This window comes from Anaerophaga thermohalophila str. Valhall, assembly GCF_000250735.1.
Lineage (GTDB): Bacteria > Bacteroidota > Bacteroidia > Bacteroidales > Marinilabiliaceae > Anaerophaga > Anaerophaga thermohalophila_A.
The window spans coordinates 1-17,785 of sequence record NZ_AHZV01000267.1; the positions used below are offsets into that span (position 1 = coordinate 1).

Below are 17,785 nucleotides of genomic sequence, written 5' to 3' on the forward strand. Positions count from 1 at the left end.
TTAAATGTAGGAAATAATTGACAAAAGTTTGTTAAGGGAGGTGTTTCCCGTTAATCCTTCAGTTCTGCAAATAAGCACTGCAAAATGACAAAAAGTTAACTCATTTTTATTATTTTCGTGCCGCTTTCTGAAGTTTCCGGCTGTTAGGATTTGTCAATAGTCAATAGTTGTTAGCTTTTTAACAACGTTACGCAGCCGGTGCGGATTTCTTTACAGAGCTAAGCAACTGATATGAGTGAAAAATACTGAGTAAAAAACGCGACAGCTTTTGTTAAACGCTATAATCATTTAAATACACACCAAAGGTGCGATAATAATTCGTTAAATTCGTAACGCTTGGCTCTGCCGCTTGCTTGCAATAATTTGTTTTTTCAGGACAAGCCTTAAAAGCCCCTACTGGGGATTTGGTCAACCTAAACAACATGTTGGTTAGGTTTATGTGCTAAGCGCCTAACAACCCTAACAGCCCTAACATTTAATCATTTAACAAAATCTAAACAGCAATCATGGCAAAAGTATTGACCCCAAGAAGCGAGAGTTATGCGCAGTGGTACAACGATTTGGTGATTAAAGCAGGACTTGCCGAGAATTCTGCAGTCCGCGGTTGTATGGTCATTAAACCTTACGGCTATGCAATATGGGAAAAGATGCAACGGGTGCTCGACGATATGTTTAAAGAGACCGGACATCAGAATGCTTATTTTCCTTTGTTTATTCCCAAATCGTTTTTCAGTAAAGAAGCCGACCATGTAGAGGGGTTTGCCAAAGAGTGTGCCGTAGTTACGCACTACAGGCTAAAAAATAACCCGGATGGCAAAGGTGTAGTAGTTGATCCGGATGCGAAGCTGGAAGAAGAGTATATTGTTAGGCCTACTTCTGAAACCATAATCTGGAATACTTACCGGGACTGGATACAATCGTACCGTGATCTGCCCATTAAAATAAATCAGTGGGCCAATGTAGTACGTTGGGAGATGCGTACCCGTCTGTTTTTGCGTACCGCAGAATTTCTGTGGCAGGAAGGGCACACCGCCCATGCCACGCGGGAAGAGGCCATTGAGGAGGCTGAAACCATGCTGAAAGTGTATGCCGATTTTGCCGAAAAATATATGGCAATGCCTGTGCTTCAGGGCTATAAAACCGCCAGTGAGCGCTTTGCAGGAGCAGTAGAAACCCTTACTATCGAGGCATTGATGCAGGACGGAAAAGCTCTGCAGTCCGGAACTTCACATTTTCTGGGACAAAACTTTGCGCGTGTATTCGACGTGAGGTTTCAGAGCAAAGAAGGGAAGGAGGAATTTGTATGGGCTACTTCGTGGGGCGTCTCTACCAGGTTAATGGGGGCTTTGATTATGTCGCACTCCGACGACAACGGACTGGTGTTGCCTCCAAAACTGGCTCCTGTTCAGGTGGTTATTGTGCCCATCTACAAAAAGGAAGAGGAATTGAAACAAATTGTGGAGCAGGCCGATAAGATTGCTTCAGCCCTTAAGAAGCATGGCGTTTCGGTCAAAGTAGACGATGATGACAAACATAAACCGGGATGGAAATTTGCCCAGTACGAATTGCAGGGTGTACCCGTGAGGCTGGCAATTGGCCCGCGCGATCTGCAAAACGGTACGGTTGAACTGGCCCGCCGCGATACACTCACCAAGGAGGTATTGCCCGTAGAAGGCATTGATAACCGTATTGCTGAACTTTTGGATGATATTCAGAACAACATTTATCAGAGAGCGCTCAACTTCAGAAAAGAAAATACCCACACAGTTGACACTTATGATGAATTCAAAAAGGTGCTCAACGAGAAAGGAGGATTCATCCTTGCTCATTGGGACGGTTCCGACGAAACCGAAGAAAAGATTAAGCAGGAAACCAAAGCAACCATTCGTTGCATCCCCATTGATAGCAATCCCGAACCGGGAAAATGTATGGTGACGGGTAAACCTTCCAGGCAAAGGGTTGTGTTTGCAGTATCTTATTGATTCTTTACTTGATGAGGATAATAACCTGAACTTTGAACTGTTCAGGTTTTTTTTGGTTAAAAAAAGAGCAAGGCTTTTAGCACAATAGATCGATAGATTTTTGGATTTAAAATACAATATAAATCTTAAGGCACTGATAATTTGTGTTTTAAGTCATAAAAATTATTAAATATAAACAACTGATTTAAAATCGTTTGTAAAAGTTTAACGGACTATTGTAAGCAATATAACTCTAAAAATCTAAAAATCTATTATTATCTTGCATTCACAAAAATTAAAAAATTAAACTACTATGACTTCAATAATTGACCGTTTCCTTAAATACACACAATACGATACCCAGTCGGATCCAAACACAGGATTAACCCCAAGCACACCTGGTCAAATGAATTTCTCCAGGCAACTGGCTGAGGAGTTGAAAGAGATTGGACTGGCAGAGGTGGAATTGGATGAAAACGGTTATATCATGGCTACCCTGCCTTCGAATATTGAAGAGGAGGTTCCGGTAGCGGGTTTTATTGCCCATGTGGATACAAGTCCCGATTTTTCAGGGAAGAATATTTCTCCCAGGATTGTAAAAGATTATGATGGCGGTGATATTATATTGAATGCAGAGAATAACATTGTTTTGAAACCATCGGAATTTCCCGAACTTAAAAAATATATCGGACAAACGCTTATTACCACCGATGGGAACACTTTGCTGGGTGCTGATGATAAGGCCGGAATTGCAGCCATTGTTTCCGCGATGGAGTACCTGGTTCGGAATCCTGATATTAAACATGGTAAAATAAGGATAGGTTTTACACCTGATGAAGAGATAGGTGAAGGGGCCAACCTTTTTGATGTGAAAAAGTTTGGAGCCGATTTTGCCTATACCATAGATGGCGGTGAAATAGGGGAGTTGGAGTTCGAGAATTTTAACGCGGCACTGGCAAAAGTGACAGCCCATGGGCGGAATGTTCATCCAGGTTATGCGCGGGGTAAAATGCGAAATTCAATCAGGATTGCCAACCAGTTGATCATGATGCTTCCCCGTCACGAAACGCCAGAGCATTCAGATGGATATGAAGGTTTTTATCACCTGATGTCTTTTAACGGAGATGTTGAAAAGACAGAGATGCAATTCTTAATCAGAGACTTTAAGCGTGATCGCTTCGAAGACCGCAAGAAGGAGATGCAACATCTGGTGAATAAGGTGAATCATGAGTTTGGTGAAGGAACAATGGAACTGGAAATAAAGGATCAATACTACAATATGCGTGAGAAGATTGAGCCTGTTATGTATATTGTGGATTTGGCTGAAAAAGCCATGCGCGAGGTTGGCGTTGTTCCTAATATAAAGCCCATTCGCGGAGGTACCGATGGAGCACGACTGGCTTATATGGGATTACCAACCCCCAATATTTTTGCCGGTGGTCACAATTTTCACGGACGATTCGAATTTTTACCCGTGCCCTCACTGGAAAAGGCTATGGAAGTAATCCTTAAGATTGCAGAGCTGGTGCCTTCTGTAAAAAAAACTAATTAGTGTCTGTCCATAAAGTGCCATTTGCTGCGTTACGCTCGCCGCCAAAATTCTCATTTACAAAAAGTAAACTCCGTTTTTGGCGGCTTCGCAAGCCTTGCAAATGGCACTTTCTGAACAGACACAGATATTTTAAAAACTTTTGCCGGTTTATAGATATACACTAATAACTATGAAAAGATTGATTTTAGTTAGACATGCCAAGACCGAACCCCTGACCGATGCAGACAGTGACTTTGAACGGCAGTTGAAAAGGCGTGGTCATAAAGATGCCAGATTAATATCGGATCATTTGATCGGGAAACGGATTGTTCCCGAAGTCATCATTTCAAGCCCTGCCATCAGAGCCATTCAAACGGCCCGGATTATGGCCGGCGCTTTCAGTATTCCTGAATCGGAAATAATTGATGCACCTTTTATTTACGAAGGGTTTTCTGTCGATCGTTTTATATCCGGAATTGCCCAAATGGCCGGGAAATACAATTCGGTAATGGTAGTCGGACATAACCCCGATATTGCTTTGATGGCCATTCAACTGGCAGGAGATAATTTCTTTAATTATCCTACCAGTGCCACTGCATCCATCGTTTTTACAGTCACTGAGTGGGATCAGATCAAACCCGGAAGCGGACGAACCGAAATGTTTGTTTTTCCCAGGGAATTGAAGGAAAAAAAGTAAGAATAGGATGTGCCATGAGGCCCGTTTCTATACTACTTCCTCTGCTCAGATTATCGTGCCGAAGAACATTTTTATTTTATCACTGCCGCAAAAGTTTTTCAGTCAGTTTATAAGGAGTAATCAGGTTGATTGGCAATAATTCCGGATGGCTGGCCCTAACCGGACAGATATCAATTCCACCCCGGCGTGTATAAATGCAGGCTACCATTAGCTGATCGGGAGAGAACCGATCCCATAATCTTTGGTAGATCATTTCGCAAATTTCTTCGTGAAAATGATTTTCGTTCCGGATGGATACAAGATATTTCAGCAGACCGGTTTTCTCCGGGATGTGTGTTCCGTTAATATATATATAAGCACTACCCCAATCGGGCTGAAATGTTACTTTACAGTTGCTTCGCAGTAAATGTGTGCCCGCTTTTAGGACATTACTTGTTTGTTGATTGTCGGGCTTGAGCAGATGAGGGGCTTCCCGGTATTCAGAGAACGTTAACTTTTCAATTTCCGCTATTTCTTCAAGTATCCCGAATTCGCTGAAATCAAAATATTGTTCAGGACTTTTTTGGAAGAAATGAATATCAACATTAGTTTTCAATACCCTTTCAAGGTCTTGACTGATTATATTGAGGACTGTTTCTGATGCTTCTTTGGCGTTATTGCCAAAACGCTCCATGTTGAACGAATTAAGATAAAGCTTTAGTGATTTGCTTTCTACAAGATAGGGGCTGGAGGCAGGATATACCAGCTTAAGTAGTCCCGTTACCGGAAGTCCCTTCCCGGTGAGAAAGCTTACTTCATAGGCATGCCAGACATCATATCCTGTAAAGGGCAGGTTATTTTCTCTTAATCCGTATTCCTGGCGGTTGACTTGCCGGGGAACAGCCACCAATACTTCGGGCGTGTAGTGTTTTGGATATTCTGTCGGTTTTCCGAGAAATTTTGCTTCGTTCATATTTGTGATATTTATACCCCTGCTTTTGGACCGAACAGACCTATATGCAGACGCGGAGCATAACGCCAACCGTTGCTTATGGCCATTTCCAGTACCATAAGCGAAGTGGTTTTTAATTCTTCCTTTGTGGCGCCGAGCGGCATCAGTAAAACATCTTCGGGTCTCCATTCTGTCAAGTGGGCAAGAAATTCATTTTTTATTTCTACGTAGTCGTTGTGCCGGCCAACAACAAATTTAAGCTGGAAATCTTTTTTATTATTTCTGGAATAGTCGATGAATTTTTGAATTACATCTATGTTTCTTCGTTTTTGGGCATGATATGTAATAGGTCCTGAAGGCCTTAGTTGGTAATGGCCTGTCTTTGCGGGAGAGGGATTAGAGTTGGAAAGCTTTGGTGAGAGGCTGAACAAATCGATATATTGAGCAACATCTTCGGCAAATATGGTTCCATTGGTTTCAATGGTCAGGTGCAGGTTCAGCTCTTCTTTCAGTCGCTTGCACAAGGGTGCCAGAGCTTTGTGCTGGAGAAGGGGTTCTCCTCCTGTAATAACGACATGTTTTATTTTTCCGGTATTTTGTTTCACCAGATCGAAAACTTCGGCTGTTTCGGGCTGACGTTGCTGTTCTGCTTCAAATGAGGCATAAGGGGTATCGCACCGGCAGAAAGAACCGTCGGGAAGTGTCCAGATGCACCTCAGGTTACACCCCGCCAGGCGAACAAATATTGAAGGAATCCCTGCCAGTTTCCCTTCGCCCTGAATGGTACCGGGAATGCCCAGATTCGTAGCAGGTGATTCTTTTATCGGGCATCCGTGTCTGTCATGTGTAACAGGGAACACACCTTCGTTTGCCAATACCAGTTTACTCATATTCTCATTGCTTTATCTTCCACTCCGGCTTCGGCAAAGGCTTTGGCTCTTAAAAGGCAGCTGTCGCAGGTGCCGCAGGGTTTTTCGCCGCCCCGATAACAGCTCCATGTCAGCTCAAAAGGTACATTAAGTTGTTCTCCCAGTTTTATTTCTTCAGCCTTGGTTTTATGAATAAAAGGTGCATGAACACGAATGGGAAGATTTTTCTCAGCACCCATTACCGTCCCTTTGTTGATTGCTGTTTCCATGGCGTCTATAAATGTTTGGCGACAATCCACATATCCTGAATAGTCGACCTGACTCACGCCAATAAATATATCTCTGGCTCCGATGGCTTCGGCATACGATGCTGCCACAGAAAGAAATACCATATTGCGGGCCGGCACATAGGTAACCGGAATGTCACTTCGGTTTATATCTCCGTCTTCTACCTCAAGCGACGGATCGGTAAGTGAAGAGCCGCCCCATTGATCGAGTTTCATAGAAACTACCTGATGCTCTTTTACCTTCGCTTTTTTTGCAACCGCTTTTGCAGCATCGAGCTCCCTTGAATGACGTTGTCCGTAATCAAATGAAAGCGCGTACAGATCGAATCCCTGCGATTTGGCAAGATACAGGGTAACGGCACTGTCCAATCCGCCCGACAATAAAACAACAGCTTTTTTGTTCATTTTCCGTAAATTTTCGAAGACAGCCGACGATAAAAAAGATCATCCTGGAACCAGAAGAAACAAAACCCGGGGAATGAACATTGAGAATTTGCAAAACGCGATATCTGATGAGGTTGTCGTCTGGCGACGCAGGCATCATGAAAGGCATTTTTGCACATGTTTGGACATGGCCCATAGTTTTGTTTATAGACAGGATGGTTTCGAACTGTCTTCTTTATTTTCGGTACAAAGATACTAAAAACGGTACTTCTTTGTTTATGGTTATAAGCAAAATGTGCATTTTTGCAGTTAAAATAGCTGAGTGTGGTATGGAAAGACATATTTTTGTCAAAATCAAGGCGTTTTAAATTTTTGTACCGGAGTTAACCCATTGTTAATGAGGATGCAAAATTTAAAACAACAAAGAGTTTGGCAACAAAGATGCTTTTTAGACCGGACTCATAACTGAAAAGGTCATTAAAGTGAAGGAAAACATTCTTTTTTCTATTATTGTACTCTCTTTTTTTACGGAATCTGTAACCCGGGCCCAGCAAATACAGCCGGAGGTTGGAATGCCGCCCAATCAGAAACATGTTACGGTGCTGTATCATCACGGCATTGTGATACCACATCATGCCAATATGATCTATTTTATTGATGATTTTTCGCGTGGCATTGAGGTTAATTATGGCTTGTGGCGGTTCGACCGTGAAGGTTGGCAGCAATATTATAATTACCCGGAGGTGGGTGTCGGAATTTTTTATAATTCCTATGGCAATCCTGATATTTACGGTCAGGGGATGGCTCTTTATCCTTATCTGCATTTTCCCATTGTTCGTACGCCCAAATTTACACTTAAAAACAAGGTGGCAATGGGGCTGGGATATACCAACACCCCTTTCGATTACAGAGAAAATCCTTGGAACCAGATTTTTGGTGCCCGCCTGAATATCTATGTGGGATTTGGTCTTTATACGGGTTACAGAATATTTGACCATTGGTCGGTTTATGGGTCGGCATCATTGAACCACATGTCGAACGGAGCTGTAAGGAAACCCAATAATGGTATTAATACACTTACTTTCAGTCTCGGTACCAGGTATCATTTTCTCAGGGATCATTTGCCCGAACTGAAGACCCGTGAAGCTCCACGCACCAATAAAAGAGATGTTCAGGTGTTTTTGAATTACGGACGCAGTCAGGCCAACGACTATAATTTCAACATCTACTCATCAGGAAGTCTGACCATAAATCATCTGTGGTACCGCTCGGTGAAATCGGCATGGAGTGCGGGAATTGATGCTGTATATTTTGGTGCTGCCCCTTATGCTTATCCTGAAAATAACGAATACATTCCTCACACTAAAAGAATGTTTTATGGTGTCTTTGGCGGCCGGCACTGGCTGATGGGAAATACATCCTTGTTTGCCCAGATTGGAGTTTATTTGTATTCTCACATTGATCCGCCCCAGCCTGTTTATCCCAGGCTGGGTATACGGCATCAGATTACCGACCGGTGGATGTTTAATTTTAGTGTGAAAGCCAGTTTTTTCCGTTCGGAGTTTATGGAATTCGGTGTTGGTTACAGAATTCCGTATAAAAGCAATACGTTATGAAACGAACAGATAATATATTTATCGGAATTGTTGGTTTATTTCTGGTAACCACGGGATGCGATTATACGGATGCTTTGTTGAAAGACGGCAAGATGACAGAAAAAGAATTGGCCGTGGAAGCATTCGACCGGGTGGTGATAGAAACCTCCGTACGTCTTGTGCTTGCCAATGATCAGGAATATGCTGCGCGTGCAAAAGGACTTGATTTTATTCTGCCGCGACTGGTGCTTGAGCAGAATGGCAAAACATTGGTTGTAGATTCGGAAGGGATGATAGGTTTCCGCAAAAAGCAAATGCCAGAACTCATTCTTTCATCGCCGGAATTAAAACACATTACTTCCAATTTTCCGTCCGAAATTACCACTCTCGATACGCTTAATATTTCGCAGCTTTCTATAGTAGTTAACGGAAGAGGAACGTTTACACAGTGCGATATGGTAGTTAACGCCGGACAAATTTCTCTTTCGGCCTACGGAAGTAATGCCGGCAACCATATCTTCCGGGGCAAAGCCGGTAAACTACACGTGGTTGCCGAAGGACTCTCAAGCGTGGATGCATCAAAACTGGAAGCCAAAGAGGTCAAATATCTTCAGCGATCGGTGAACAACGGGTATATTTGGGCTAAGGAGAAGTTATTCGTGAACATGCTGTCTTCGGGAGATATTTTTTATTATGGTGAGCCTGACACGACCATTCAAATAGGAGAACCTTTGTATGAAGTAGAACTGGGGAAAGTGATTCACCTGAAGTAAAGTTTGACTTTTACTCGATTTCTATTCCCTCTTTTTTCTCGAGTTTAACCTGTTGTTCGAGTAACTGCTGCAAAGTTTTCGATTTGAAGTAATCAATAATCATATCATTCAGGTCTTCCCAGAACACTTTTGCAGCGCAACTGGCTTCTCTGTCGCACTTGTAGTTCATCGTCAGGCAGTCAATGATGCAAATTCCAGGCTCAAAGGCGTTGTTGATGTCCAGAATGGTTATTTCAGAAGCAGGTTTGGTCAGGATGTAGCCGCTTTTTTTCCCTTTAACATTAGTGATAAGGCCGGCCACTTTCAGTGCATAAACGATGTGGTCGAGGTATTTATTGGAAAGATTTTGCCGTTCGGCAATTTCTTTCTGATAGATACCGTTGTGGTCTGTTTCACGGGCAATTTCTATCATTGCCCTGAGTCCGTATCTTGTTTTGGTATTGAATTTCAAAATTGAGTAGTTTTTAATGATCCAAAGTCAACCCAAAGTTAATAAAAACTTCATTGTTTACCTTTACCATTCCCATAAATTTGGTAGGTGGTTCCAGACCAAAATCTTTCAGGTTGATGTCTACTTTTCCCCTGATGTGCAACTTTTTATCCAGGCATTCTTCTACGTATCCGGGAATTTTGTAGGTATGTGTCTGTCCGGCAAGCCCTACTTTGATTTTCGGGACAATGGTTGACGGTGGTCCGGCCGGAAGTCTGACGTTATCAAAGAAGATGGTAATATCGATATAAGGATATTCGTTGGCTTTGATGAATTTAAGAAAGTCTTTGTACATCATTGGGTTGGAAGGCTCAAAGTTGTGAGCAGGGATTTTTATGGTCAGCGTTTCCTGTGGCTTTTCTTCTTTTTTTATGGTGGTTGATTTTTCGTTAAGGTTCTGAACAAAATGAAAATGGTTGACATTGGTTGAACCGTCAATTTTTATGTAATCATCACAGCCTTTTGTCTCGACCGGGGTATGGTGTGGTTGTTTCATTTCGGGCATCGGTTGCCCCCGAAGGGGTAAAATTTCCAAAAAACAGAAAACCACAGCCAGCAAAACAAATAGTCCGTTACTCCCGGATTGTCCGAATGATATGTAAAATCCCGGAGGATATCGCCTTTGTTTTTCCGGCCATGGTTTCTGATTATGGAAATTTCTATCCATAAATTATTGTTTTTGTTGTTTAGTCACTAAAAGCTTATGACTGCTTCCAGCATGAGCCCGCTAAATTTCCCATCGTTGAGGATATTGTCTGTGGCAAAACCGTCGTAAGTCTGACTGACATATTCTACCTTGGCCAGAATATTTTTGGTCATAAACCAGCCGCCACCGAGTTGAAGACGATTAATGTCGATGTCTTCACCACTATCTGTTTCACCAGATACTGTGTTGTAGCGTGTTCCTATATAGAAGTTTTCGTTGTTCCCGAAGCGGTAGAGCAACTCGGCAGAATATTGGTTAAATTTCCTGTCGGATTCCTCATCTTCGGCTTTTCCTTTGGCTTGTTCGATGACGCCGAAAAATTCAAACCCTTTGTATTTAAAGAAGGGGTTGAACATTAAGGCAGTCAGTTCGTTTCTGAAACCCGGGTTCCATCTTCCTGAGCGGAAGTTACCCGAGGCACTTGCATCTGGAGCCTCCATAACAAAATAATAACGGGACCCGGCGCGGTCGCCACTATAGAGGTATGTTCCGGCACTTTTGCCGGTGGTATATACCGAACCGGTAAGTCTTAGTCTGAAATCGTCGTTGAGATAATCATCATATCCCAGTTTTGCGAGGAATGAGGGTTTTGTTTCACCGGGGGAAGTTACCGATTGGTTCAGCTTTCCGTTGGTAAGTCCGACCATGCCAATGAATCCGTTCTTGCGGTAGTATACTTCTCCGCCAACCTCTGTTGTAAAGCCATCCATGATCAGGTTACCAACGAATGGGTTGAAGAATGCCTGGGCATTGTCCGACCTCCGGAAATGGGCATCACCGTAGTTGTTTTCCATGTGACCGACACGAATGGTTACATATTGCATTAGATTTTCCAGGAAGCCTTCGCGCACAAAATCCAGTTTGTCAATCTGAAAATACCCTCCCTTTACATAGGTTTCGGTATGGTGACGCGATGAGAGGTAGGTGCGCAGGTGCATCCTGACTCCGTCATACAATTCTACATCCAGGTCGAGGTTGGCTGTTGCCAGATTGAAATTGTTCCCGATCTCGATCAGTTCAACATTACCCGAGTTTTCATGGTCTAATGCCTGAAACTGCAGCGTAGATGCACCGCCTATGCGCACTTTGAGTCCGTCGAAGTCGTCGGCAGTGTCTTTGGGAGCTTCAAATTCACTCACTCCTCTTTTGTCGGGGAAACGATAATTATTCAGGTCACGATCTCCCTGGGCTGATAAACTAAATCCGGGGATGATTAGTAACGCAACTGCAAAATATAAAAACTGTTTTTTCATAATGGATACTTCGTTTAGTGAGTATTGGTTTTTAGAAGGAATTATTTTAAAGTCAGGTTAAAATTAATTGTCACTTCGTCGGCTGTCTTAATTGTTCCAAACATGACAGTGGGAGGTTCTACATCGAAATCCGTCATTTTTAGAGTCGTATTACCCGATACAGAAACCTTTTTTTGAGAATTGGTGTTTGTATTTAAGGCTATTTCAACGGGTTTGGTCTTGCCGGCGATGGTCAGGTTTCCGGCAATGGTATAAGTGCCGTTTTGGTTTCCTGATATTTCAAGGGTTCCGGTTTGTTCAAATTTTATTTCGGGCTGTTTCTCCGCTTTTAATGCCTCGTGGGCTTTGTTTGTCATCATCGATTTTTCGCTTACCAAATCATTGGCATTTGCAGAAAACCGGGCGTCTGAAATAATGTAACTGCCATTGTCTTTGTTTTCCAGTTGTGCAGAAGCATCAAAGGTTGTCAGCTCCATTTCCCAGTCGTGCAGGGAAGAAGTGCCTGACACTTTTAAGGAGTTGCTGTCCCCGCTGAGATTTATGATTTGACCTGTTAGAAGATGCGGAATGACAAACAACGTCAGTATCAGTGCTTGTTTTAGAAGTATTTTTATCATGTTTCTATATTTTTAATATTAATCCTATCACAAAGGTAGTAAAAATTATATAATACAAAAACAGGTCTGATACTAAAAGATTTTTTTCAAAAGTTTCTTAGTCAATAGTTCAATAAAAAAGTCACATCCCCAGTGGGAACAACTCCATCAGGGGTTGAAGTATATTGGGCGTTTGCCGCAAGTGAACGGGGGGAACAATAACTTTAAGAGAAAGTGGAAATATTTGAATATGAGCTTCTTTTCCTAAATGGACGGGTTCACCATCGACATGCCCGAGCAGTGGTTTGTCGTGTTGTATGGTGATGTTGCGTGCTTTTATTATTTTGTCGTATTTGCTTTTATCGATAGATTGGTCAATAAGGCTGATGAGCAGGGCAGGTGCTGTATATTTTGGGAAATCTTTGATCAGACAAACATCGATGAGGCCATCGTCGATAAGAGCACCGGGGGCTATATGAAAATTGTTGCCATACTGACTTGAATTGGCAAAACTGATGAGGAACGCGTTAACATCAATTTTGTGACGATCAATGTCCAGGGAATAATTTTCCGATCTGTATTTGGGAAACTCTTTGGAAATTAATTGCATATAAGCCAGTGGGCCCCGTTTCTTTTTGCCGGCAAATTTGTGACTGATATAGGCATCAAAGCCAATGCCGGCAACATTCAGTGAGAAAAATTCATTAATTTTGATGACATCGATGGATTTGACAGCGCCCTCCCGGATTACTTCGAGCGCTTTGTTAACCTTGAAAGGCATTTGAAGAAAACGCGCCAGCCCGTTACCTGAACCTGTGGGGATAATTCCCAGGGCTGTTGAGGAATGAATCAGGCCACGACCCACCTCGTTGACGGTTCCGTCACCACCAACGGCAACAACAATATCATATTTCCCGGCGGCTTCAGAGCTTATTTTAAACGCATGACCGGGTTTTCCCGAGTATGCAATATCAAAATTAAAACCTGAAGACTTTGTTTCCTGTTTTAGTACTTTCTCAATGTCCTTCTGTCGGCCCAGGCCTGAAACGGGATTTATGATATATAAAATACTTCTGGTCATCCTCCTCGTTTATTTAAAAACATGTAAAGTTACACATATATTTTTTTGTAGAGATATATTTTGCCGATATTATGGGCAGGTACGTTGTTGTGCAGACGAAAAACTTTAAATGCCTCATATTGTAAAATTTTTGTTTTCTTTGAAGAAAAAACAATAAAGCCGTGGAAACATTAATACAACTCGATCAGGAATTATTATTACATCTGAATTCATTTACATCGCCGCTGTTTGATAACTTTTTCTGGGTTGTAACCAGCAAAAGTATCTGGTTTCCGATGTATGCCTTCATTCTTTATGTCATATTCCGTAACCAGGGGGTTAAGGGCATTATTACTGTTTTTGCACTGGCATTGATGGTATTACTTTGCGATCAGATTTCTACGAATATTTTTAAAGAAGGTTTTGAACGCTTTCGTCCGTCGCACGAGCCATCTATCCAGGGATTGGTTGACCTGATAAACGGGAAACGCGGAGGAAAATACGGTTTTGTTTCGTCGCATGCTACCAACTCATTTGGTCTTGCTAGTTTTTTCTTTGTTGTTGTTCAGATACCGCTGGTATACTCTTTTTATTCTTTTTTGGGCTGCATTGAACAGCTATTCAAGGATATATATGGGTGTTCACTACCCCGGAGACATCCTGGGAGGACTAATACTCGGGTCTCTCATCGGTTGGTTTGTTTACTGGCTGTATAAAAAGGTTTCGGCACGTTTTTCTCCTGCCGGAGAGGCTATTTATCCGCTTTCAAAGAATCAGGATTTTTCGGTTGCTTCGGTTCAGACCATAATTATTACGGGTATCCTTACGATTGTTGTGGCTTATATTTCTTCGGTCTTATTGCTTGATCTTATGTAGCCGGAGCTTAGCTTTTTCAATTATCAATGATCAATTATCAATGACCAATGATCAATGATATGATTAATAATCAAATGATTAATTGATAATTGGTAATTGGTAATTGATAATTGGTAATTGATAATTGATAATTGTGTACATCCCGGCTTAGGATACTTGAAATTTCTGATAAACAAGACGTTAGTGGTTATTATTTATGTTGAAGTATAATAATTGTTAAAACCTATAGTTTTGTTGTTAATTCTGTTTTAAATCTGTGGTTTTTTCATTATTTTTATATCACATCAATAACCTCAAAAAAACTTTTTCAGTTATGAGTACAACGATAACATTTAATCAGCTCCGGAGGATTAAGGATAGTCTTCCGGAGGGAAGTATGAGAAGCATCGCCGAAACGTTAAACCTCGACGTAGAAACGGTGAGAAATTATTTCGGAGGGGCCAACTACGATCGGGGTAAAAGCATAGGGATTCACCTGGAACAGGGCCCGGATGGAGGAATTGTTGAACTGGACGACACCACCATTCTCGACATGGCCAGGGAAATATTAGAAGGAAAAAGGGAAGTACACATGACAAATTAATTTGACACCTTACCATATCAGGTAGGGTTTTATTATAATATGTTGAACCATAAGGGTGTTTTCGATTCGGAAAACACCCTTTTTGCTGGATCAACGATTACTTTTGGCAGCTAACGATTTTTTCAAAATAAAGAATCCAATTAATCCTGCTATTATAGAGCCAAAGAATATACCTATTTTGGCTTGATTCATTAGCTCCCGGGTGTCGAAAGCAAGGCTGGAGATGAAAAGTGACATAGTAAATCCTATTCCACCGAGGAAACCCAAGCCTATGAATGCTTTCCACGGAACATTTCCGGGTTTTATCGACAATCCGAGTTTTACCGCCAGCCAGGAAAAAAGTGAAATACCGATGGCTTTGCCAAATATCAGGCTGAACGCAACAGCAATAGATAATTCATTGAATACTTTTCCACTTGAGAAGGGAGAACCTGGAGAGAAGATGGTCACCCCTGCATTTGCCAAAGCAAAAAGGGGCAATATCAAATAATTAACCACACCACTCAGGTTGTGCTCAATCATTTGCAGAGGACTCTGAGTTTTTTTAACCAGCGTTTCGATGTGATCGATGGCTGCTAATTGTTGGTTGGTCATCACGAATTTCTTATCCTCTTTCGGCAGGCTTGAAAAATATTTCAGGCCATTCTTTATTTTGGGGATGAACTCGTTGATGCGAATCTTTGGTCGCATGGGAATTGTAAAGGCCACTAACACTCCTGCAATGGTAGGATGGATGCCCGATTTAAGAAACAAGAGCCAAATCAGGAATCCTACATAGGTATAGAAATACAGGTTTTGGATATTGAAGTAGTTGGCAATAAGAAGAATGAGGAGAAGCCCAAAAGCAAAAAAGAGATAATGCCAAAGAATTGTCTGACTATAAAAGAGAGCGATGACCAGTACGGCTCCCAAATCATCGACAATGGCAAGTGCTGTCAGAAAAACTTTCAAACTTAATGGTACCTTTTTGCCCAGGATTCCAAGTATGGCTAAAGAAAAAGCAATGTCAGTAGCCATTGGAATACCCCAACCCTGCGACATTTCACCGGCAAAACCAAAAGAAGAGTAAAGAGCAATGGGAACAATCATTCCCCCGAATGCTGCAAAAACAGGAAAGATGGCTTGCCTGAAGGTGCTTAGTTCACCTGCAATGAATTCGCGTTTTATTTCCAGCCCCACTACAAAAAGAAAATTGCCATCATTCCGTCATTGATCCAGTGTAGGATTGACTTCTTGAGTTCGAATGGTTGCAGACCAAGTATGAAGTCATATTCCCAAAGCGATTGATAATACTCTTTCAGCGGTGAATTGGCCCAGAGTAGTGCCAGGGCAGTAACAAAAATCAGTAGAACACCGCCGCTGGTTACATTTTTTAGAAACCATTCAAAAGGGTTAACGATAGCTGATGTGATTCTAATTATTTGTTTTTTCATTAGCATAAAATTTGTTTATTAAGGCCTAATGGAACTCGCATATAGGCATTTATACATATTCTTATTGTGCAAACTTTGCCATGCTCGTTTCATCAGTATAAAGTTTGTCTAAATTATTGGTCTGATGGAACTCGTCCCTGCCTGTCCCGATTTATCGGGGAGTGACCGGGGCTCGTTTTATTAGTAAAAATGAAGTTTATAGTTCTGATAAAATGAACTTAGATTGTGTTGATTATAATTGAAGCTGAGTACATATTTGGTATTAAATCCTCTTGGTTTATACAAAAGATATTATTGACTTTAAGTCTCAATGACTCAAAGCAAAATTTTCAATGGCTTGTTCTTAACAATACTCCGTTAAACTTTTACAGATGTCTGGTAAGGTAAAGAAGCCCAATTTGGGCATTTCTACCTCTCATAATAAAAACTTTGCGTCATTGCGTCCTCTGTGTTTAGGCTTTTTTTAACGGAATGATTAACTAAGGACTGCCGAGAAAATACTTCTTGTGATTCTGGATTTCAGGAGTAGCAATGTTAAACCCCATGAAATCAGGAGTGTAGAATGGATGCTTTATTCTTGCTGCGAAATGAATTATCATTTCCATTGCTTCATCAAATTTTTATTTTTCGGTGGCAAATATACAATGGAATTAAATAGTGCGTGTCTATAAACTCACAAAAATATTTTCACAATATGTGTGTCTGTTCAAAAAGTGCCAGTTGCAAGGCTTGCGAAGCTGCCAAAAACGGAGTTTACTCATCGTAAATGAGTATTTTGGCGGCAAGCGTAGCACAGCAAGTGGTACTTTATGGACAGACACTAAATAGGCTGTTCGGTTGTCTATAATATTTTTGCAAATATCCCGGGATGCTTTCTCAAATAGCTGGTTGTATTTTTCAGCTTTTCAGGTGTGCCAATATCAAACCAGATGTCACTCTTCGTTTCATAACCTTTTATAATATGTTCCGAACCGAGTCTGAGATAAAGCTGCATGATCGGGAATACTCCTCTTTCCCGGATAAGACTGAAAATTTCCGGACTGACGATGTGCACTCCCTGGAAACCGAAAGACTGGGTGGAGGAGGCAGATCGTATCATTGTTTTTTCGCCTGTTTTGGTGTTTTCCCGTCCGCAAAGAATCATGTTTTTATTAAACAGCAAATATCTTGAAGTTGGCCGGTCTTTAACCATCAAGGACACCAATGGTTTTTCTTTTTCGTGAAAGAGAATGAACGAATTGATATCGGCTGAGGTAATTATATCGACATTGTACAGAAGTACAGGGGTATCGGCGTCGAACAGGCTTCGGGCTTTGAGCAGTCCGCCACCGGTATCGAGCAGCCGGTCTTTTTCGTCTGAAATCAATATTTCCATTCCCGAAGTTTTGTAATTGCTCAGGAAATTGACAATCTGCCGGTGATGATGATGGACGTTCACAACGGTTTTTGTAATGCCCGCATTTTCAATTTTTTTTAAGGTCAATTTCGAGCATGGTGGTTCCTTCTATTTCGACGAGCGCTTTGGGCTTGTCATTGGTCAGCGGTCGAAGGCGGGAACCCAGGCCGGCTGCGAATATCATTGCGTTCATGTGTCTATAGTTTGTTGTTGCTGGTTGCTGGGGCCCCCTAAATCCCCCAGGGGGGACATATAATTTGAGGCCCCCTGAATCCCCTATGGGGGACTTTTAATTTGAAATACACTTTCAAATTTGGTTAATCTCTGTTATCTATGATACAACTTTATCTTTTGTGTTCTTATA

At 41.7% G+C, this 17,785-nt stretch carries 18 protein-coding genes and 2 pseudogenes; 8 read left to right on the forward strand and 12 right to left on the reverse strand.

Annotated elements, in window-relative coordinates; genetic code table 11:
- Positions 1-506 precede the first annotated feature (506 nt).
- The 3 genes from proS (at position 507) to OQ5_RS0114305 (ending at position 4,189) form a co-directional block, all read left to right on the forward strand.
- Positions 507-1,982: a proline--tRNA ligase gene (gene proS / locus OQ5_RS0114295; RefSeq protein ID WP_016778138.1), complete on the forward strand. Its 1,476-nt coding sequence runs from the start codon at positions 507-509 to the stop codon at positions 1,980-1,982.
- Between the two features lie 292 nt (positions 1,983-2,274).
- Positions 2,275-3,513, forward strand: a complete 1,239-nt coding sequence (gene pepT, locus OQ5_RS0114300; protein WP_016778139.1) for a peptidase T — start codon at positions 2,275-2,277, stop codon at positions 3,511-3,513.
- Positions 3,514-3,682: 169 nt separating this feature from the next.
- The gene (locus OQ5_RS0114305; RefSeq protein ID WP_016778140.1) at positions 3,683-4,189 is read left to right on the forward strand and encodes a SixA phosphatase family protein; all 507 of its coding nucleotides are present in this window, start codon (positions 3,683-3,685) and stop codon (positions 4,187-4,189) included.
- A gap of 79 nt (positions 4,190-4,268) precedes the next feature.
- Here OQ5_RS0114305 and OQ5_RS0114310 read toward each other — a convergent pair whose 3' ends face one another.
- From OQ5_RS0114310 to queC, 3 genes are read right to left on the reverse strand one after another with little or no spacing between them, the layout of a single operon-like run.
- Positions 4,269-5,141 carry an NADPH-dependent 7-cyano-7-deazaguanine reductase QueF gene (locus tag OQ5_RS0114310; protein ID WP_016778141.1) on the reverse strand — a complete coding sequence of 291 codons (873 nt, stop codon included), beginning with the start codon at positions 5,139-5,141 and terminating at the stop codon, positions 4,269-4,271.
- A gap of 11 nt (positions 5,142-5,152) precedes the next feature.
- Entirely contained in the window at positions 5,153-6,010 is an 858-nt protein-coding gene (locus tag OQ5_RS0114315) for a 7-carboxy-7-deazaguanine synthase QueE (RefSeq protein WP_016778142.1), read from the reverse strand.
- Positions 6,007-6,681, reverse strand: coding sequence for a 7-cyano-7-deazaguanine synthase QueC (gene queC, locus OQ5_RS0114320; protein ID WP_016778143.1), 675 nt, complete (start codon positions 6,679-6,681; stop codon positions 6,007-6,009). Before queC ends, OQ5_RS0114315 begins: the two co-directional genes overlap by 4 nt.
- Before the next feature lie 461 nt (positions 6,682-7,142).
- Between queC and OQ5_RS0114330 the strand changes: the two genes are divergently transcribed.
- The gene (locus OQ5_RS0114330) at positions 7,143-8,276 is read left to right on the forward strand and encodes an acyloxyacyl hydrolase (protein ID WP_016778145.1); all 1,134 of its coding nucleotides are present in this window, start codon (positions 7,143-7,145) and stop codon (positions 8,274-8,276) included.
- Positions 8,273-9,028: a GIN domain-containing protein gene (locus tag OQ5_RS0114335; protein ID WP_016778146.1), complete on the forward strand. Its 756-nt coding sequence runs from the start codon at positions 8,273-8,275 to the stop codon at positions 9,026-9,028. Before OQ5_RS0114330 ends, OQ5_RS0114335 begins: the two co-directional genes overlap by 4 nt.
- A gap of 10 nt (positions 9,029-9,038) precedes the next feature.
- On the opposite strand, the gene OQ5_RS0114340 is transcribed toward OQ5_RS0114335, so the two are convergent.
- The 5 genes from OQ5_RS0114340 to OQ5_RS0114360 form a co-directional block, all read right to left on the reverse strand.
- On the reverse strand, positions 9,039-9,479 hold the full coding sequence (locus OQ5_RS0114340; protein WP_016778147.1) for an RrF2 family transcriptional regulator: 441 nt from the start codon (positions 9,477-9,479) through the stop codon (positions 9,039-9,041).
- Between the two features lie 13 nt (positions 9,480-9,492).
- Positions 9,493-10,185, reverse strand: a complete 693-nt coding sequence (locus tag OQ5_RS0114345) for a YceI family protein (RefSeq protein WP_016778148.1) — start codon at positions 10,183-10,185, stop codon at positions 9,493-9,495.
- A 26-nt stretch (positions 10,186-10,211) separates the two neighbouring features.
- Complete coding sequence (locus OQ5_RS0114350) at positions 10,212-11,477, reverse strand: hypothetical protein (RefSeq protein WP_016778149.1); 1,266 nt, start codon at positions 11,475-11,477, stop codon at positions 10,212-10,214.
- 41 nt (positions 11,478-11,518) lie between these two features.
- The gene (locus tag OQ5_RS0114355) at positions 11,519-12,094 is read right to left on the reverse strand and encodes a YceI family protein (RefSeq protein WP_016778150.1); all 576 of its coding nucleotides are present in this window, start codon (positions 12,092-12,094) and stop codon (positions 11,519-11,521) included.
- Positions 12,095-12,215: 121 nt separating this feature from the next.
- Positions 12,216-13,154, reverse strand: coding sequence for a diacylglycerol/lipid kinase family protein (locus tag OQ5_RS0114360; protein WP_016778151.1), 939 nt, complete (start codon positions 13,152-13,154; stop codon positions 12,216-12,218).
- 353 nt (positions 13,155-13,507) lie between these two features.
- Between OQ5_RS0114360 and OQ5_RS25320 the strand changes: the two are divergent.
- The 3 genes and pseudogenes from OQ5_RS25320 to OQ5_RS0114370 all read left to right on the forward strand — a co-directional run.
- Positions 13,508-13,612 (forward strand): annotated as a pseudogene (locus OQ5_RS25320) (phospholipid phosphatase); the annotation flags it as partial.
- A gap of 61 nt (positions 13,613-13,673) precedes the next feature.
- Positions 13,674-14,009 carry a phosphatase PAP2 family protein gene (locus OQ5_RS24805; protein ID WP_255297558.1) on the forward strand — a complete coding sequence of 112 codons (336 nt, stop codon included), beginning with the start codon at positions 13,674-13,676 and terminating at the stop codon, positions 14,007-14,009.
- 313 nt (positions 14,010-14,322) lie between these two features.
- Positions 14,323-14,592, forward strand: coding sequence for a hypothetical protein (locus OQ5_RS0114370; protein ID WP_016778153.1), 270 nt, complete (start codon positions 14,323-14,325; stop codon positions 14,590-14,592).
- Positions 14,593-14,682: 90 nt separating this feature from the next.
- Here the strand turns inward: OQ5_RS0114370 and nhaA are convergent.
- The 4 genes and pseudogenes from nhaA to OQ5_RS24820 form a co-directional block, all read right to left on the reverse strand.
- A pseudogene (nhaA, locus tag OQ5_RS21210) lies at positions 14,683-16,031 on the reverse strand (Na+/H+ antiporter NhaA).
- Positions 16,032-16,504: 473 nt separating this feature from the next.
- The gene (locus tag OQ5_RS24815) at positions 16,505-16,630 is read right to left on the reverse strand and encodes a hypothetical protein (RefSeq protein ID WP_016778156.1); all 126 of its coding nucleotides are present in this window, start codon (positions 16,628-16,630) and stop codon (positions 16,505-16,507) included.
- 236 nt (positions 16,631-16,866) lie between these two features.
- Positions 16,867-17,508, reverse strand: coding sequence for a sugar phosphate nucleotidyltransferase (locus tag OQ5_RS0114385; RefSeq protein WP_016778157.1), 642 nt, complete (start codon positions 17,506-17,508; stop codon positions 16,867-16,869).
- A complete protein-coding gene (locus tag OQ5_RS24820; protein WP_255297559.1) occupies positions 17,489-17,614 on the reverse strand; it encodes a sugar phosphate nucleotidyltransferase in 126 nt (41 codons plus the stop codon). Before OQ5_RS24820 ends, OQ5_RS0114385 begins: the two co-directional genes overlap by 20 nt.
- Between the last annotated feature and the right edge of the window lie 171 nt (positions 17,615-17,785).

Excerpts from the sequence above, each read along its gene's own strand:
- OQ5_RS0114310 (WP_016778141.1), bottom strand. The coding sequence starts at position 5,141 with ATGAACGAAGCAAAATTTCTCGGAAAACCGACAGAATATCCAAAACAC.
- OQ5_RS0114370 (WP_016778153.1), top strand. The coding sequence starts at position 14,323 with ATGAGTACAACGATAACATTTAATCAGCTCCGGAGGATTAAGGATAGT.
- proS (WP_016778138.1), top strand. The coding sequence starts at position 507 with ATGGCAAAAGTATTGACCCCAAGAAGCGAGAGTTATGCGCAGTGGTAC.
- OQ5_RS24815 (WP_016778156.1), bottom strand. The coding sequence starts at position 16,630 with ATGGAAATGATAATTCATTTCGCAGCAAGAATAAAGCATCCATTCTAC.
- OQ5_RS0114355 (WP_016778150.1), bottom strand. The coding sequence starts at position 12,094 with ATGATAAAAATACTTCTAAAACAAGCACTGATACTGACGTTGTTTGTC.
- OQ5_RS0114335 (WP_016778146.1), top strand. The coding sequence starts at position 8,273 with ATGAAACGAACAGATAATATATTTATCGGAATTGTTGGTTTATTTCTG.
- OQ5_RS0114315 (WP_016778142.1), bottom strand. The coding sequence starts at position 6,010 with ATGAGTAAACTGGTATTGGCAAACGAAGGTGTGTTCCCTGTTACACAT.
- pepT (WP_016778139.1), top strand. The coding sequence starts at position 2,275 with ATGACTTCAATAATTGACCGTTTCCTTAAATACACACAATACGATACC.
- OQ5_RS0114305 (WP_016778140.1), top strand. The coding sequence starts at position 3,683 with ATGAAAAGATTGATTTTAGTTAGACATGCCAAGACCGAACCCCTGACC.
- OQ5_RS0114360 (WP_016778151.1), bottom strand. The coding sequence starts at position 13,154 with ATGACCAGAAGTATTTTATATATCATAAATCCCGTTTCAGGCCTGGGC.
- OQ5_RS0114350 (WP_016778149.1), bottom strand. The coding sequence starts at position 11,477 with ATGAAAAAACAGTTTTTATATTTTGCAGTTGCGTTACTAATCATCCCC.
- OQ5_RS24820 (WP_255297559.1), bottom strand. The coding sequence starts at position 17,614 with ATGAACGCAATGATATTCGCAGCCGGCCTGGGTTCCCGCCTTCGACCG.
- queC (WP_016778143.1), bottom strand. The coding sequence starts at position 6,681 with ATGAACAAAAAAGCTGTTGTTTTATTGTCGGGCGGATTGGACAGTGCC.
- OQ5_RS0114345 (WP_016778148.1), bottom strand. The coding sequence starts at position 10,185 with ATGGATAGAAATTTCCATAATCAGAAACCATGGCCGGAAAAACAAAGG.